Annotated in this window: 14 protein-coding genes and 1 pseudogene; 12 read left to right on the top strand and 3 right to left on the bottom strand. The window is 44.0% G+C overall.

The window, feature by feature from the left end:
* Positions 1 to 51: 51 nt before the first annotated feature.
* A pseudogene (locus ACVBDY_RS21665) lies at positions 52 to 261 on the bottom strand (transposase); the annotation flags it as partial.
* A 793-nt stretch (positions 262 to 1,054) separates the two neighbouring features.
* On the opposite strand from ACVBDY_RS21665, the gene ACVBDY_RS21660 reads away from it, so the two are divergent.
* From ACVBDY_RS21660 to ACVBDY_RS21630, 7 genes are all read left to right on the top strand, one after another.
* Positions 1,055 to 1,474, top strand: a complete 420-nt coding sequence (locus ACVBDY_RS21660) for a hypothetical protein (protein ID WP_447177566.1) — start codon at positions 1,055 to 1,057, stop codon at positions 1,472 to 1,474.
* Between the two features lie 324 nt (positions 1,475 to 1,798).
* A complete protein-coding gene (locus ACVBDY_RS21655) occupies positions 1,799 to 2,749 on the top strand; it encodes a LytTR family DNA-binding domain-containing protein (protein WP_447177565.1) in 951 nt (316 codons plus the stop codon).
* 374 nt (positions 2,750 to 3,123) lie between these two features.
* Positions 3,124 to 3,426, top strand: a complete 303-nt coding sequence (locus tag ACVBDY_RS21650) for a GIY-YIG nuclease family protein (RefSeq protein ID WP_447177564.1) — start codon at positions 3,124 to 3,126, stop codon at positions 3,424 to 3,426.
* Between the two features lie 433 nt (positions 3,427 to 3,859).
* Entirely contained in the window at positions 3,860 to 4,264 is a 405-nt protein-coding gene (locus tag ACVBDY_RS21645; RefSeq protein ID WP_447177563.1) for a hypothetical protein, read from the top strand.
* 106 nt (positions 4,265 to 4,370) lie between these two features.
* Positions 4,371 to 4,772 carry a hypothetical protein gene (locus ACVBDY_RS21640; RefSeq protein ID WP_447177562.1) on the top strand — a complete coding sequence of 134 codons (402 nt, stop codon included), beginning with the start codon at positions 4,371 to 4,373 and terminating at the stop codon, positions 4,770 to 4,772.
* A 642-nt stretch (positions 4,773 to 5,414) separates the two neighbouring features.
* Complete coding sequence (locus tag ACVBDY_RS21635) at positions 5,415 to 6,056, top strand: fibronectin type III domain-containing protein (RefSeq protein ID WP_447177561.1); 642 nt, start codon at positions 5,415 to 5,417, stop codon at positions 6,054 to 6,056.
* 205 nt (positions 6,057 to 6,261) lie between these two features.
* Positions 6,262 to 6,561 carry a hypothetical protein gene (locus ACVBDY_RS21630; RefSeq protein WP_447177560.1) on the top strand — a complete coding sequence of 100 codons (300 nt, stop codon included), beginning with the start codon at positions 6,262 to 6,264 and terminating at the stop codon, positions 6,559 to 6,561.
* 261 nt (positions 6,562 to 6,822) lie between these two features.
* Here ACVBDY_RS21630 and ACVBDY_RS21625 read toward each other — a convergent pair whose 3' ends face one another.
* Entirely contained in the window at positions 6,823 to 7,233 is a 411-nt protein-coding gene (locus tag ACVBDY_RS21625) for a hypothetical protein (protein WP_447177559.1), read from the bottom strand.
* Positions 7,234 to 7,702: 469 nt separating this feature from the next.
* On the opposite strand from ACVBDY_RS21625, the gene ACVBDY_RS21620 reads away from it, so the two are divergent.
* From ACVBDY_RS21620 to ACVBDY_RS21600, 5 genes are all read left to right on the top strand, one after another.
* Entirely contained in the window at positions 7,703 to 8,158 is a 456-nt protein-coding gene (locus tag ACVBDY_RS21620; RefSeq protein WP_447177558.1) for a protein-disulfide reductase DsbD domain-containing protein, read from the top strand.
* A gap of 59 nt (positions 8,159 to 8,217) precedes the next feature.
* Positions 8,218 to 9,357, top strand: a complete 1,140-nt coding sequence (locus tag ACVBDY_RS21615; protein WP_447177557.1) for a FecR family protein — start codon at positions 8,218 to 8,220, stop codon at positions 9,355 to 9,357.
* Between the two features lie 205 nt (positions 9,358 to 9,562).
* The gene (locus tag ACVBDY_RS21610) at positions 9,563 to 12,922 is read left to right on the top strand and encodes a SusC/RagA family TonB-linked outer membrane protein (protein ID WP_447177556.1); all 3,360 of its coding nucleotides are present in this window, start codon (positions 9,563 to 9,565) and stop codon (positions 12,920 to 12,922) included.
* 11 nt (positions 12,923 to 12,933) lie between these two features.
* A complete protein-coding gene (locus ACVBDY_RS21605) occupies positions 12,934 to 14,337 on the top strand; it encodes a RagB/SusD family nutrient uptake outer membrane protein (RefSeq protein ID WP_447177555.1) in 1,404 nt (467 codons plus the stop codon).
* 47 nt (positions 14,338 to 14,384) lie between these two features.
* A complete protein-coding gene (locus ACVBDY_RS21600; protein WP_447177554.1) occupies positions 14,385 to 16,199 on the top strand; it encodes a TlpA family protein disulfide reductase in 1,815 nt (604 codons plus the stop codon).
* A gap of 91 nt (positions 16,200 to 16,290) precedes the next feature.
* Here ACVBDY_RS21600 and ACVBDY_RS21595 read toward each other — a convergent pair whose 3' ends face one another.
* Positions 16,291 to 16,563, bottom strand: coding sequence for a DUF6520 family protein (locus ACVBDY_RS21595; protein WP_447177553.1), 273 nt, complete (start codon positions 16,561 to 16,563; stop codon positions 16,291 to 16,293).
* Between the last annotated feature and the right edge of the window lie 24 nt (positions 16,564 to 16,587).

The following is a 16,587-nucleotide window of genomic DNA, read 5'->3' as shown; positions in this document are numbered from 1 at the left end:
ATGACTTATTGCCCGGCGTTTTTTTCTATATTTTGAGGGGGTAGCTTACACATACATCTGTTTGAGGCGTTGATTTTCTTCTTCTAATTCTTTGAGTCGTTTAAGATCTTTGCCATTCATGCCGGAATAACGCTCCCGCCACTTGTAGAACGAAGCAGTACTTATTCCATATTCACGACTGATCTCAACGGCTGACTTGCCGTTGTCAAACTCTTTTAAAATCTTCGCGATTTGCTGGGGTGAAAATTTACTTATCTTCATCTTTTGAACTGAGGTCTAAAATTAATCATTTTTATAATTTTAAACAGTGGCCTTGCCTGAATATGGTTGCCTTTTTTTACGAGATTATTAACTATGAAAGAACAGGAATTAGGACGAGTCTTCGACTTGGCATTAAAACCAGCGCCTGTTAAAAGTATCTGAAGTATATAAGCGCTATAAAGTAAATCACACGGCGGTATATAGTTGGTAACCTGTAACTTGTAACCTGCAATTCCATCCCGATAGATATCGGGACTCCTCAAATTGTAACACGGTTACCGCTTTCGGATGACCAATTACCCTCCTCGCTTATATAATGTGTTTCTCCTGAGTATTCCTCAAATTTTTCTTAAAAAAAATATCCTTTTTATCATATTTATGGATAAATGATCGTATTAAGGTTAATAAATCGTTATTATTTCACCCGGTAGCCATGCTGGTTTTTTTAATGCCGTATCACCGTAGCTACGGAACCGTACGGAGAAATCACAAGCAAGACGTTGGCGTGCGTTAAGAGCTCTTAAATAGCGGAAATGAGCGCTATTGTAGCTTGAGTTGGGCATAGGCCGCTGTCCATGCGCAGCAGGCTGAAACCCGGCAAGACCGGAAATTGAACGGGGCTGTGGCGGCCCCGGACAGAGATTATTTTTTACCAGGTAACCGTGCTGGTTTTTTTTATACCGTATTACCGTAGCTACGGACCGTATACGGAGAATTACCACAAAAAATGAGATAAATTGTTAAACATAAACATATATTTGTAATGAGAATACGCGTACAAAAACTACAGAAGATGAATACAACAGCACCCCATTATGGCCGCCGGATAGCATTTTTAAGAGGTCTTTATAAACTCACGCAGGCACAACTGGGTGATCAGGCCGGGTTCAAGCAACAGGAGATCTCCGAATTTGAAGGCAAAGCCGAATTGGCCGACCAGGTGCTGCAACAGTTACTTATGCCGCTGGGTATAACGTTGGAGAAGTTCAAGGAAATGGATGAGGGTGCATTTGGAAACACCGTGTATCATGTGCACGATCAGGGACAGGCCTTCGGACCTTTTGGCGTAAATAATAATCCCATCGATAAGCTGATGGAATTAATGGACGAACTGAAAAAAGTCTATCAGGAGAAAGTAGATCTGCACGAACGCCTCCTGGAAGCCGAGAAGGAAAAGAACGCCTATTTGCAACGGGAGCTCGACCGTAAATAAAATCCTTTGATATTTTAACCGGCTGTTCTTTGGCCTGGTTGGGAAATTTTCCAAAACCATAGCAAATATGCGTGTCATAGCGATCCCGATGGTCCCGATAAATATCGGGATCGGGAGTGGCCATCTCATGTAGGCCGGCAGCATACCCCTGATGTATGCACATACTTGCGGAGAGATCGCCAACGTTTTCCTTGTGGCAGGAACTCTATATCCGGCCCCTTTATCAGGGTTCGTTTAAACATGACAAAAACGAGTGCTGGCATATAGCTTCATGAAACTCCGAAACTCCCCAACTCCAAAACTCCAAAACTCCAATTTAACTTCGTGAATAAGTTTAAAGACAAGACCAAACAATTTTTTCAATCCGTAAACGACGAACTCACCAGGAGACCCTACCGTTTTTACCTGCCCTTCCCGGTGCGGTACCATGAAAAATACCTGGGGCCGCCGCTGGCTTTTTTTGTGGGGATCTTTATGGTGCTGTATGGCTCAGGTTATGGTTTCTGGACGGCTTTCCGGATGCGGGCGTTCTGGAAAGCCGCCATCCCGAGCATGCTCGCGGCCTGGCTGATGATACGTTACATCATAGGGCATACCTGTATGCTGGATGAGAGACATCCCTGGTATGCCACCTGGTTTCCCCGACCCTTAAAGCGGGTGGGATGGCAGTTGTGGTACGGTATCGCGGTGCCGTGCTTTGCCGTACTGATCTTCTATGCCTTTTACTTTGTAGTCCGCTACCGGCCGGGATTGTTCTGGCGTTACCTCAGAGAAGATTTTCCCTTTGTACTGCTCATGCTTTCCGGTTTTAATCTCCTGCTCTGGGCGTACTACCGCCTTCAGGCGGTTGAGATCGTAAAGCACTGGAACCTTACCCGGCGCCGGAAGGTGGAGAGCGCCGTGGCTTCCGAACTGCGGCCCGGTGTAGTAATCATACCCTATGGCGATAAGATCAGGGACAGCATCGCCCTGTTTGAGCCGGGCCTGAAGAAAAACAAAACCGGAGCTGTGGGGTTTGATGGCAAAACGGGAGTAGATTTCCGTACGCTGACCGAAATTATGGAGGAAGTGCGCGGCATCCACTACTATAGGGTACACCGGTCGCTGATCGTAAACCGCAGTATCATCCGCGGGCTGCGTAAAACGGAGAAAGGGGTGTTCGTCGTGCTGGATACCCCGCGGAAAGGGGAGGAGGTACGGGTAAGCAATGGGCGGACGGCAGGGTTTCTGGAGTGGTATGAGCGGGCATCGTCTTCGGATCGCGAGGACTTGTGACTGTTTAGAACTTTACGGCTCCCCTCTTGAGGAGGGATGTGTTATTTAGATTTATGTATTACACACCCCCAACCCCTCTCAAGAGGGGAGCTCTATGCTTCTTAAAAATGATGAAGGCTCCTTGTTGTGGCCTGGGTATTTTCCAAAACCTTAGCAGGTACGCGTCTTTGCCAGGGCTTTGCCCGTGGCAATCTCACCAGGCATGTAACATACCCCGGCTGATATGCCAAAGGCCTGCACACACCCGCCGGGAGACCGCCACGCTTCAGTTTATCCTGAGCGCAGTCGAAGGGCTGGCAGTGACGTTTTTCTTTTGGTAGTTGTATATCCGCCGGTAAACGGGCAGGCAGGAACGATTCCTTATATTTGTATTTATGATACAAAAGAGTTACGTATACTTTATGACCAACCAGCGTAATACGGTTCTTTATGTAGGTGTAACCAGCAACCTCATTAAAAGGGTATACCAACACAAAATAAAAGCATATAAGGGATTTACTTCTAAATACAACTGTGACAAACTGGTATATTTTGAAGAGTTTTTAGATATCATCGAAGCTATTGCCCGGGAAAAACAGTTAAAAAAAGGGACTCGAAAACGAAAGGAAACATTGATAAACGAGATAAACCCGGAATGGAAAGACCTCTCCGAAGGGTGGATATTTGATGTGACATAAATATATAATCTCAGTTTATATAGTAACCTCCATATTAGTTCTACCTATGGCATGATTTTGATATTTCCCCAAACCTTAAAAATAAGCGTCTTTGCGAGCCCCCGCCTAAGCGGGGGTGTGGCAATCTCATGGAGGCTGGCGGCATACCCTCAATGGTCGGTGCAAACCCGCTAAGAGACTGCCGACGCTTCGCTGGCAGTGACGCTTTTCTTATTTCTTTTTAAAAATGTTACAGTTTTCCCCTAGAGGGCACAGGGAGGCTCTTCCGGGATAACCGGATCAACAGCCTGCAATCTCCACTCATCCCGGCCTTATTACATTCATCATAAACAGGAGTGATAAGTTCTTGTATACCAGTATTTAACACGCATACTTTTGTGCCGTTGCCGGGCAGGGTGCCCGGCTGTATGGTTTCATTTAAATAATCAATATTATGGTAAAAAAGGATGTAAAGTATGCGTTTACTACCGTGGGGGTAGACCAATGGCAGGCTTGCCTTGCCGGGGCTTCCCGGCCGTCCCGGAATGCAGAGGCGAGCCTGATAGAGCAGGGGCTCCATACCTACCTGCCGCACCGGTTTAAACTGAATGCCCAACAGGGCGCCTACCTGGATAACCTCGACCCGGGAATGTGTAGTCTGTGGGCTGCGCAACTGGCCTATGCCGTACGCCACGGCATTCCCGTATCGCTGGTGAAACCGGCAGGTAACGGGGGTATAAATGCTATGAATACCAAGTTTATCGTGGCGGAAGGGAATTCGGGCAACCGGCCCGGGCAACCCGGACTGGCCGCAGGCGGGGAAAGCGGTTATTTTCTGCGGTTTACGATTAGGTATTAGGTTATTAAGTTAATAGGTTACTAAGTTATTGGGTTACTGAGTACAGCCTGAATAACCTAATAACCTATTAACTCAATAACTCAACAACCAAAAAAATAAACAACAAATGAACATAGAACGAAATGCACAGTGGTGGAATGACACTACGGACGTACACCGGCTGCACAGCAGCTTCGGTATACGCTTTCGCCGGTGGCTGGGAAAGCTGCCGGTGGTCTTGTTGACGGATGTGCTGGTGTTGCTGCCGGCATTGACGCTCTTTTTGTGGAGCGGCCCGTTGCTGCGGTTGTGGGATGCCACGGCCGGGGTGCTGGATGCGGGTATCCTCAGTATGCTGCCGCTGGCGCTGCTGGTGGTGACCCTGGGCAAACTGGTTGCCGCAACGGCGTATCAGGCGATGGTCGAATCATTAAATCAATTGACGGTATGGCAACGCACATTGTGCCATGGCTGCCTCTGCTTGTCCTATTTCTGGGCGGTGGTCCTGGTGGTAGTGGCTTTACTGTAATTCCGATGGTCCCGTTAGATATCGGGAGTGGCGGACGGACGGCGATTGATGACCTGGCTGCCGTGTACCGTTCGGAGATCGGCGTACGCGAAGCCACCGGCCATAACGATGGCCCGCGTATAGCGGAGTACCTGCGGTATTGCGGGCTTCCGGAAAAACACGAATGGTGTGCGGCTTTTGTGAGCTGGTGCCATGGCAGGGCGGGTTATCCGGAGCCGAGGAATGCGTGGGCGGCGGCGTTGTTCCCTTCCGATCGCACCGTCTGGCGTGTGGCTGACCGGTTACCCGGAAGCAGGTGGCCGGCCCCCGGTGATCGGGCAGCTCCGCGCCGGGGCGATGTCTTCGGGATTTATAGCGCCCGCAAAAAGCGCATTGCCCATTGTGGCTTTGTGGACGGCTGGGACGGCAAATATTGCCTCACGGTAGAGGGGAACGTGGACGATGCCGTGGTGCGTAAACGGCGCCCCGTCCGTACTATTGCCGTTATTGCCCGTTGGACGGTTGATTAGACCTGCTATAGAACCTTTGTGAAACTCTGTGAAACCTCTGTGTGTCTCTGTGAAATAAGCTATTACACAAAGTTGCACAGAGGACCGCAGAGAGCCACAGAACAAAATGTTTAACATCAAAAAACTTAAGAAAATGAGAACACCAAAATTAATCACGAACTACGGCCAAATGAGCGATACGGACCTCGCGGCCATGGCCACACGCACGGCTGATGCCCTGCGTACGAATACGAACTTCCCCGAACTGGACCCGGCATTTGAAGCATACGAACCCGTGGCGCTGGATTATGTGGCCAAACAGGCCATCACGGCCAGCGGGCGTGCCAGCGGCGTGCAGAAGGAAGAGAAGGACGAAGCCCGTGAGCAGCTGCTGGTAATGATGCGTAAAGTGGCAAGTTACATCAACAATTTCACCGACGTGAGTTCCATTCAGCTCAGCTCGGGCTTTCTGCCCGTCAGTTTGCCGAAGACCTCCCGGGTACCGCGCGCTTCCGCCTGGGCACGCCTGGCCGACTCGGACCGGCCTGGGGAACTGTTGCTGAAGTTCGAACCCATCCGGGAGGCTTACCTGTACGAAATGCAGATCGCTTCCCGATTGGATGAAGCCGGGGAACCGGCCTGGGAAGACCTGGACCCTGCGCCTCGGGCAACGGGCAATTTCTACGCGCCGGTAACCGATGGGGTAACCTATTACTTCCGCGTACGCTCACGCAACAAAAAGGGCGTAAGCCAATGGAGCCCGGTGGATTCATTGCGGGCACGGGTAAATAACTGATGCGGCCATGAGATCCTTGTGGATGTTTTGGGCAGTCCTGGTCCCGCTAATTAGCGGGATCGGCGGCTGTTCCGCCTCAAAAGAGCGGCATACGGAAAGCCGAAGCGCGTCCTCGGCCGGAGCAATACTGAGCCGCCGGGACAGCCTCCTGCGGAGGGATACGCTGGTGGAGTGGTACGCCAGGCAGTTCCGCACCGGTCGCGAATTGCTGGCCATCACACCGGTGGGTGATTTTACCTACCATCCCGACTCGGGTTTTTCCGGGCGGGCCGCCAAACTGCTCGTATACCGGGAACAAACAGGAGAAACGGCCACCCGGCAAGGCCGGCAGGGCATTGAAACAGGCCGGACCACCCGGCAACAAACAGATATCCGTAAAGCAGAAAGCAGCAGTGCTGTGGAAAGCCGCAAATCACAGACGGACTTCCGCTTCCCCTGGTGGTGGGGCATCGGCGTACTGGTGCTGGGGGTTATAGCGTTCCGGTATTTCAGGAAGGTGCTGTAAACCGGGGCTTCGGTACATCCCGAACGGAGTTCGGGACACTCAGCCACCTCTGTTTCTGGCTTTGCAACCTGCAACCTGCAACCTGGAACCTGCAACCTGGAACCTGCAACCTGGAACCTGCAACCTGAAACCTGAAACCTGGAACCCGGTGGCTTCGATACATCCCGAACGGAGTTCGGGACACTCAGCCACCTCTGTTTCTGGCTTTGGAACCTGCAAACCTGCAACCTGGAACCCGCAACCCGGAACCCCTATTACATTTTATACCGGGACGGTATCGTTCCGGGTCATGGGAAAACCCCGGCACATCGCCGGGGTTTTGTTGTTGGCCGAAAGGATATCGTAAGGACTGAAAACCGTTCTGTGACCGGTGATCGTGTGTTCATTCCGGCTGGCCACGGTATTGTTTTGACCGGGAACGTCTTCGTTTCTTATGGTCGTGTATCCGTTTGGGCCGGTCACGGTATGGTTTCCGTTAGCCACGGTATTGTTTTGACCGGAAACGTGTTCGTTTCTAGTGGCCACATATCCGTTTGGACTGCTCACGGTATGGTTTTCGTTAGCCACGGTATCGTTCTGACCGGAAACGTGTTTGTTTCCGATAGCCGTGTATCCGTTTGGGCCGGCCGCGGTGTTGTTTTGAATGTAAACGTGCTCGTTTCTACCGGCCACGGTATTGTGACGGATAAAAATTTAATAGGGTTACTCATTTGATTTACAGTTAATTGTGTGTTTGTTGAAAAATTTTATTAAAAAAAAATGACATTTTTATCATATTTATTAAGAAATGATCGTGTTAAGGTTAAGAGATCGTTATTGTTTTTTTAAAACATTATAAAATGATTAATTTTTTACAAAACAGGAAGTGCGCCAGGCTTTCCGTGAAAGCAGGGTGTACTACGAATAACAGTAAAAAGAGGCTTGTTCTCATAACGTGGAATTATTTGAGTTAGGATTGTTCGGGTGCGAGCCTGTCTGTCGGCAAAGGCCCGCACCCTTTTTACCAAAGCCGGTTATTTTATAACATAAGCGAGCGCTCCCGGCTTTAGTCGGGTTACTAAACGCAATACCTGAATAACTCAATAACCAACCGAATATAAGGTGTGAATAAAATAAAACCAAAAATATAATACATAAGGCAATGAAAAAATGGTTGTTTCTCTTGTGGATATTCTTTTTCCAGGCGGCTATGGTTTCCGCACAGGGGCTCGATCCTGTGGAATGGAAATTTGCGTCAAAAAAACTGGATGATAAAACCTACGAGGTCCGTATTTCGGCCGAAATGGAGTACCCGTGGCATATCTATTCACAACATACCGAAGATGGCGGGCCTTTGCCTACGGAGATCGTATTCACGGACCACCCGGCAGTAGCATTAGAAGGAGAGGTTAAAGAAGAAGGCAGCCTTATGGAGAAATACGAAGAGGTATTTATGGTAGATACCCGCTACTATGAAGGCGCGGTGGATTTTGTACAAACAGTGAAAGTTAAAAAAGATACCCCGCAGGTTCTGGAAGGTAACGTAACCTTTATGGCCTGCACGGACGAGCAATGCCTTACCCCGCAGCAAATAAGGTTCAATGTAAGGTTAAATTAACCCTTTGACACTTCGGCCGTGCGCAGTGCAGGCGAACTCAGGGTGACAGTTTTAAGATTATGGATAAAAAGCAAAACATAAAAATAGAATTCAATCTGATCATAAAGAAGCTGGAAGGCGTTCTTACGGAGAAAGAAAAAGAAGAATTTGACCGCTGGTATGCCGCGGCATCCCCGGAAGACCTGGAACGTTTCCGGGACATAGAGGACTTTCACCTGCGTAACAACCGGATGCCATTTGCAGGAAAGGCCGTCCCGCAAAAGGACCAATCCAAATCCCCGGAAGGAAAACAAAAACCGTATTGGTGGTTGGGTGTCGCGGCTTCGGTAGCCCTCCTCGTTTCCCTTGGGATCTACTTTTACGACCATCTTATTCCCGGGAGTATGCCTGAAGCTACTATAGAAGTTGGGAGCAGTAAAGCGGTCCTTACCCTGGAAGACGGTACGGAAGTAGCCCTGAAGAAGGGAGAAGAATATACTTCCGGCAATATATACAGTAATGGTGCCCAAATTGTTTACGACACTAAAAATACCGGCCACGCCATGACCTACAACCAGCTTACCGTACCCCGCGGGGGAGAGTACTTCCTGTTGCTGGCAGACAGCACGAAAGTTTGGCTTAATTCGGATACCAAGATCAAATATCCGAAGACATTCACTGACGGGCAGCCCCGGATCGTAGAGTTGCTTTATGGTGAAGCTTTTTTCGAAGTGTCCCCGGCAACAGAACACGGGGGTAGCGCCTTTAAAGTGGTGACGCGCAACCAGGAGATTGAAGTGTTGGGCACCGAGTTTAATATCTCGGCTTATAAGGAGGACCAGGCCGTAACCAGCACCCTGGTAGAAGGCAAAGTAATGGTAAAGAGCGGAGATGCCAAACAGGAACTCACACCAGGAGACCAGGCTGTGATAAGGGAAGGATACCGGGGTATATTGTTGCGTAAGGTAGATGTCTATAACTATATGGCCTGGAAAGAAGGATACTTTGGGTATGAAGATCAAACCCTCTATGAGATTATGCAAATGCTTTCGCGTTGGTATGACGTTAAGATAACCTTTGCGAATGAGGAATTGAAAGATATACGGTTTGGAGGTGTGTTAAGCAGGAGAGAACCTATAGAAGGACTGTTACAAATGTTTTCGGGAGATATCGATTATGAGATACAGGGAAAACAAGTAGTAATAAAAAGCAAAGAATAGTTTCAGATTCCGGAAGTACCGGCGATAAAAAAGATAATAATAATTAAAATAACAAAGGCCTATGACATAATTCAATATTTCTACACAAATCTAAACACCTCTATTTACCCCATAAAAAGAAAGGGAAAAGTTACGGTCTACCAAACGCTTAACTCTCCCCTTCTCAGAACATCAGTTAATTAATAACCGACGAAAACGCAAATGTATGAAAAATGGGCATACTAATCTTCTTTCCCCTATATCAGGGAAGGTAATACGGGTTATCATGAGGGTTTATATAGTTTTGTTTTGTACGGTAGCATTTGGTTTTGTATACGAACGTGGCTTTCCCCAAAACGCCACTATTGTTGTAGATACAGATACTATCGTTACGGCTACGGATGCCCTTAAATTACTACAACGGCAGACAGACTATATTTTTAATTACCGTGCGGATAAAATAAAAGAACTTCCCAAAGTACCTTTACAAAAGGGCACTATAAAAGCCGGCGAATTACTTACCAAAATACTGTCGCCGGGTAATTTCACTTACGAAGAACTTCCGGGTAAACGTATTCTTATTAAGGAAAAAGAGAACGACGCTAACCCCGGAATACCCGCCCCTACTTCTAACGCTCCGCCAAATTCTCCTGAGTTACAGCAACTCCGGGTAACCGGAACGGTCACTGACCCGAACGGAAACCCTTTGCCCGGAGTTAATATTATTGTAAAGGGTACTTCCCGTGGTACTATGTCTGACCCGGATGGAAATTATAATATCAGGGTGATGGGAACGGATGTATTAACTTTTTCTTTTGTAGGTTTTAGAACCGTGGAACAGGCCGTGGAAGGACAGGAAAATATAGATGTAGAAATGGAAGAGGATGTGACGGCCTTGGCAGAAGTAGAAGTAAATGCAGGATATTATACAGTAAAAGACAGAGAAAGGACAGGAAATATTTCGAGGATTACGGCAGAGGATATTGAGAAACAGCCAGTGGCGAATCCGTTGCAGGCGTTGCAAGGGAGGATGCCAGGAGTATATATACAACAAACCACTGGGGTGCCCGGTGGAGGATTTAATATCCAGATACGCGGGCAAAATAGCTTAAGAAATGTTCCGGAAGATAATGGCAATTTACCTTTATATATTGTTGATGGAGTTCCCTATCCTTCTGAATCTGTTTTATCTGGAGTTGCTGATCCGATTATACCACAAGGTAGTCCTTTAAATGCTATTGATCCTAATGATATTAAAAGTATAGAGATATTAAAGGACGCTGACGCTACAGCTATTTACGGTTCTCGAGGTGCTAATGGTGTAGTATTGATTACTACAAAAAAAGGTAAAGTAGGTAAAGGAAAAGTAGATATCAATGTGTATTCGGGTATAGGAAAAGTGTCCAATAGGATGGACCTTTTGAATACTGAACAATACCTAGAGATGCGGAATGAAGCTATTGCAAATGAAGGGGCAACTCCTAGTGTCAGTGATTATGATGTAAATGGTACCTGGGACCAAAACCGGTATACCGATTGGCAAAAGGAGCTTATTGGTGGAACTGCACAAACTACAAATGTTCAGGCCACCTTATCCGGGGGGAATACCAATACCCAGTTCATGTTTAGAGGGGGATATTATAAAGAAACCACAGTATATCCTGGAGATATGGGCTTTGAGCGTTTTTCTGGGCTTTTAAATGTAAATCATGCTTCTGAAAATAGAAAATTCAGGGCTACTATTTCTAACAATTTCAGTTCGCAAAAAAGTAATATGATTACATTAGATTATACCTCAACAACTGTCCAACTCGCTCCAAATGCTCCGACCCTGTATGACGAAAACGGCGAACTGAACTGGGAAAATTCTACCTGGGCCAATCCATTAGCTGAATTAGAAAAGAAGTATGAAGGAAACACAATAAACTTGGTAACTTCTGCCAACTTAAGCTATGAATTACTTCGTGGGTTACGACTAAAGACTAACTTAGGTTATAATTATATGCAGGTTAAGGAAACAAGGATATTTCCTGTTAAAGCCAGAAATCCTGCTTTTAGAACCGGACGCACGGGCTCTACTTCTTTTGGGGATCAATTAGTTAAAACCTGGATTGTAGAACCACAGGTGGATTACGAGAAAAAGATAGGGGAGGGAGTATTGAATATTTTGGCTGGGGTAACGTTCCAAGAAACTATACGAGAAGGAGAGACACTATCAGCGAGCGGCTATACCAGCGATGCCTTATTACTTAATAAACAGGCAGCAACGGACATCCGAGTAACGGGATCCAATTATACCCAATATCGGTATAATGCCGTTTATGGGCGTATTAATTATAATTGGAAAGAAAAATACATTGTAAATATGACTGGGAGGAGAGATGGTTCTACACGTTTTGGCCCTGGAAAACAGTTTGGTAATTTTGGGGCAGTGGGTGCTGCTTGGATTTTTTCGAATGAAAGTTTTATTCGCAAAGGGTTATCCTTACTGAGTTTTGGAAAATTAAGAACAAGTTATGGGGTTACAGGAAGTGACAATATAGGAAACTATCAGTTTTTAAATACATATTCTTCTACTATCTATCCTTACGCTGGAAGTAGTGGATTGCTCATTACACGCCTTCCTAATGACGATTTCAGTTGGGAAACTGTTAAAAAGTTCGAGGCTGGTCTGGAATTAGGACTTCTAAAAGATCAGGTGTTATTGGGTGTAAGCTGGTATCGAAACCGTTCATCAGATCAGCTAGTAGGGTTTCCGCTTCCGGTTATTACCGGGGCATCTTCTGTGCAGGCTAATTTTCCAGCTACTGTGGAGAATAAGGGATGGGAATTTAGTTTAAGTACGCTCAATATAAATTCAGATAATTTAAAGTGGAGAACCAGTATTAACCTAACTGTTCCCCGCAATAAACTGATTGATTATCCAAATATAGAAAGCTCTCCTTTTGCTACCAGATATGCGGTAGGCAAATCCTTGTACATTCAACGAAGTTATCATTTTACAGGAGTAGACCCCGAAACAGGAATCAATACTTTTGAAGATGTTAACGGAGATGGAAATATTTCTTTTCCGAATGACATTCAATTTTTAAGAGAAATCACCCAAGATTATTATGGCGGCATTCAGAATAGTATAAGTTATAAGGGATTAGAAGTGGATTTTCTGTTCCAGTTTGTAAAGCAAACGGGATTGACTTATATCAATGGATTTACCATTCCAGGTTTTATGACCAATCAGCCCACGGTAGTTTTGGACAGATGGCAACAACTAGGAGACCAATCAGAGATACAAAGATTTACCCAAAGTTTTGGCTCCAACGCTGGACAAGCGTATAATAATAGTCGAAACTATGGAGACAATCGAATAGGGAACGCTTCTTTTATTCGTCTTAAAAATGTTTCTTTATCTTATAGCTTTCCCGAGAATATCCTAGAGCAATTAAAATTGGAGTCGTTACGATTATATGTGCAGGGACAAAACTTATGGACCATTACCAATTATATTGGTTTCGATCCGGAAACTCAAAGCATGTCGTCACTTCCGACTTTAAGGACAATTGTAGCAGGGATACAATTTACATTTTAAATTAGTCAGGTATGAAAAATCTAAAAACACAATATATAAAACAGGCTGTTTTGGGAATGTTGTTAAGTTTAATAACTACTGGATGTGAAAATTTTTTAGAAATAGATCCTCCAAGGACGCAAGTAAGTAACGAAATCGTTTTTAATGACGATGCCACGGCTATTTCGGCAATAAGAGGAATATATAGCAAGATGATCCAAGGTGGATTTACTTCCGGTGATGTATCTAGTATGACAGGATTGGGAGGACTGTCTGCAGATGAATGGATTAATTATAGAAACCAAGTTGATGCCATTACATTTTATACAAATTCACTAACCCCAGAAATAGCTACAATTAATAGTGCTTTTTGGCAACCTATGTATGTCTATATCAATAATGCCAATGGAATATTAGAAGGGATAGAAGCAAGCTCCATATCTGAGTCGCTAAAGAAACAGTTAAGGGGAGAGGCTAAGTTTATCCGCGCCTTCTGCTATTTTTACCTAGTCAATTTGTTTGGAGATGTTCCAATAGTGACTACGACAAATTTTGAGGAAAATCGCTTACTTTCCCGTTCTTCCATAGAAGAAGTATATGCCTTTATCATTAATGATTTGAAAGAGGCTGAAGCTTTGCTTTCGGAAGACTATTCGTCTTCCGGGGGAGAACGCATACAACCCAATCGATGGACGAGTAAAGCGCTATTAGCCAGGGTCGCTTTATATAACGAAAATTATAGTGATGCAGAGCAATATGCTACTGATATTATTAATAATACCTCCCTTTTTACTTTACTTCCCGATCTAAATGATGTTTTCCTTGCTAATAGCAAAGAAGCAATATGGCAACTGCAACCATGGGAGGATGGGCGTACTCCTGAGGTATCTTTTGTTATACAAAGTACACCACCAGTATTTTATGCTTTACAAAGTGAACTTCTCGATGCCTTTCAACCGGATGATGAGCGCAGGAAGAGTTGGGTTAATAGTATTACCGGTGATAACGGTATCTGGTTCTTTCCGTATAAATATAAAGATTTATCCGGTACCCTTTCCGAATATTCTATGGTGTTTAGATTGGCGGAGCAGTATTTAATTCGTGCAGAGGCGCGAGCAATGCAAGGAGATCTTTCAAATGCTATAACAGATATTGATGTTATTCGTGAAAGGGCTAACTTATCACTAATTGCCAATACCAATCCAGGAATAAATCAGGATGATTTATTGGAAGCTATATTGCATGAGCGCAGAGTGGAGCTCTTCACCGAATGGGGACATCGTTGGTTGGATCTAAAACGAATGGGGAGGGCAGATAAGGTGCTCGGACCGATTAAAGGAGCTAACTGGCAGCCAACAGATGTCCTATACCCTATTCCACTGACGGAATTAGAAGCTAATCCTAACCTGATACAAAATCCGGGATATAGTGGATAATGTATATAATATATAAGGATAACATAAAAAATATAATTAGTATAGAGATGAATTACCTAAATAAACATATACATATTGTTTTTACAGTTTTAGTAATACTGCGATGTACTGTATTATTAGGACAACAGGAAGAAGACAAAGCACTAAAGGTAGGGGACCAGGTTCCGGACTTTATGCTGGAAAACCTAATCAATTATCCGACTAAAACAGCAAAAATTTCAGACTTCAAAGGTAAATTATTAATTCTGGATTTTTGGAGTGAGAATTGTGCGTCTTGCATAGCTTCTTGGCCAAAATTAATAAAGCTTCAAGAGGAATTTAAAGATAAAATACAGATAATTATTGTTAATCCCTATAATGAAAAAGCTAAGGTTAGAGAAATAATAGAAAAAAGAGAAAAGTTAATAAACCAAAAAATAACGTTAGTAGCCTCTGCCACTGATAAAAAAAGGCAGTACAAAATATTGTTAGACCTTCTTTTTCCTAGGTCAGCCGTACCACATGTAATATGGATAGATGGAAAAGGTAAAATCCAAGGTATTACCCAGGGACCTGTTCTTAACGAAAAGAATATTCGTGCTATTTTAGATGAAGAAAAAGTAAATTTTGGGAAGAAGGTGGAGAGCACTGATTTTTTACCTTTTATAATTAAGGAGCCATTGTTTGTCCATAAAAATGGAGGGGATTCCAAAGAGGTGTTCTGGCAGTCCGTTTTTGCAAGAGCAGACGAGCGATTGGGTTTTGGATGGGGGTATAGTAACACCTCAACTGGATCTAGTGTTATAGCCATGAATAGTTCAATTAAAGAGTTGTACCAGTTGGCGTATGTTACAGATGAATATTTGAATCAAAAAGGTATTTCTTCCATGCTGAGTCCAAAACACGTTTGGTTAGATATAAAGGATTCCTCAAAGTATATTTCCAAAATTAATGGGATTTTACAATATAAAAACTTATACACTTACCAGTTGATAGCTCCTCCCGGGATAACCAGAGAAATGTTAAGATCGCATATACAATCGGATTTACAAAGGTATATTGGACTTGATGCAAGATGGGAAAAAAAAGTAAAAAAATGTCTGGTATTAACTGTTAAGGATACCTCATTAATAGGTTATAAAAAAGGCGAAAAAATATCCTCTAGCAATGGCTTATCCTTTATGAAAATTAATAAACATCCTGTTTCAAAATTGTTTATATCGTTAGAATATATTACTGGGGGAATATATTCCGAGTCATATATTTTTGTGGATGAAACTGGTTATAATGGTCTACTTGGAGATATAGAAATAGAAGCAAATCTACAAGACATTGAAGCTTTGAATAATGCTCTCAAAAAGTATACATTAAAATTTTCTTTAGAGGATAGGGAAGTAGATATACTGGCTATCCGGGAATCCGAAGAATATATATATCCAGGAAGTCAGGAAGTTTCGGAGGAAGCAAAAATGCTTAAGGCATATTATAAATTAAAAGTTTTAATTAATGAAGCTGAGTATGAAGAAGACTGGGAGACCTTTGTCGATAGAGTGAATCATATGGACCAAATAGATCTGAATCCTGATAGAGCAAATCGCGAGAAATATGAGTACGCGAAAGGGATTGTTTTTAATGATGCGATCCAAGATGAATATACACTTACAAGTGCGTTAACTTGGATAGAAAACTATGAACCTAAAAAAAGAATCTTTGAACTATATCGCGAATATAATTCAGCAATTATATTATTCCGATTAAGTCGGCATACAAAAGCATTGGCAAAGGCGAACAACGCCATCAAAATTGCAGAAGAACTCAATAATGCCAACAGAAAAAAAGAAATACTGAATTTAATAGAAAAAATAAGGAATAAAACTAGTTAAAAAACTAAGTGTTGAAGTGAAGAGGAAAAGATTTTATTTGATTAGAAGCTGCCTTTTACAAGACAGCTTCTTTTTAACTAAAAGCTTGTTTTTATTGCCTTCTTAAAATTTGCGCAGATAGCTCATCATCACAACCATCTTGAGTAGCGTATACAGTTTCGAAAGTAGTTGCTCCGACTGTAATTGTACAATTGGTACCCGACACTGTATCACAAGGTCCAAGATCAAGGTCTTCCTGTTGGCATACATCCTGTGCATCTTTGTACCATCCATCACCTTGAGGATCAATTTTGGCAGTTGCAAAAGCGGTTGCAATGGCAAATACAAGTGCCAATGCGGGCATAATAAATCTGAACTTTTTCATGGTTATTGGTTTTAAAATTAAACA

The organism is Sinomicrobium halophytocola (genome assembly GCF_052983395.1).
Note: the sequence above shows the minus strand (reverse complement) of the source record. Positions and strands in the feature narration are given on the sequence as shown.

What these genes read in the sequence shown, in the direction of transcription:
- ACVBDY_RS21660 (WP_447177566.1), top strand. Translation starts at nt 1,055, where the DNA reads ATGAATACAACAGCACCCCATTATGGCCGCCGGATAGCATTTTTAAGA.
- ACVBDY_RS21650 (WP_447177564.1), top strand. Translation starts at nt 3,124, where the DNA reads ATGATACAAAAGAGTTACGTATACTTTATGACCAACCAGCGTAATACG.
- ACVBDY_RS21645 (WP_447177563.1), top strand. Translation starts at nt 3,860, where the DNA reads ATGGTAAAAAAGGATGTAAAGTATGCGTTTACTACCGTGGGGGTAGAC.
- ACVBDY_RS21640 (WP_447177562.1), top strand. Translation starts at nt 4,371, where the DNA reads ATGAACATAGAACGAAATGCACAGTGGTGGAATGACACTACGGACGTA.
- ACVBDY_RS21635 (WP_447177561.1), top strand. Translation starts at nt 5,415, where the DNA reads ATGAGAACACCAAAATTAATCACGAACTACGGCCAAATGAGCGATACG.
- ACVBDY_RS21620 (WP_447177558.1), top strand. Translation starts at nt 7,703, where the DNA reads ATGAAAAAATGGTTGTTTCTCTTGTGGATATTCTTTTTCCAGGCGGCT.
- ACVBDY_RS21615 (WP_447177557.1), top strand. Translation starts at nt 8,218, where the DNA reads ATGGATAAAAAGCAAAACATAAAAATAGAATTCAATCTGATCATAAAG.
- ACVBDY_RS21610 (WP_447177556.1), top strand. Translation starts at nt 9,563, where the DNA reads ATGAAAAATGGGCATACTAATCTTCTTTCCCCTATATCAGGGAAGGTA.
- ACVBDY_RS21605 (WP_447177555.1), top strand. Translation starts at nt 12,934, where the DNA reads ATGAAAAATCTAAAAACACAATATATAAAACAGGCTGTTTTGGGAATG.
- ACVBDY_RS21600 (WP_447177554.1), top strand. Translation starts at nt 14,385, where the DNA reads ATGAATTACCTAAATAAACATATACATATTGTTTTTACAGTTTTAGTA.
- ACVBDY_RS21595 (WP_447177553.1), bottom strand. Translation starts at nt 16,563, where the DNA reads ATGAAAAAGTTCAGATTTATTATGCCCGCATTGGCACTTGTATTTGCC.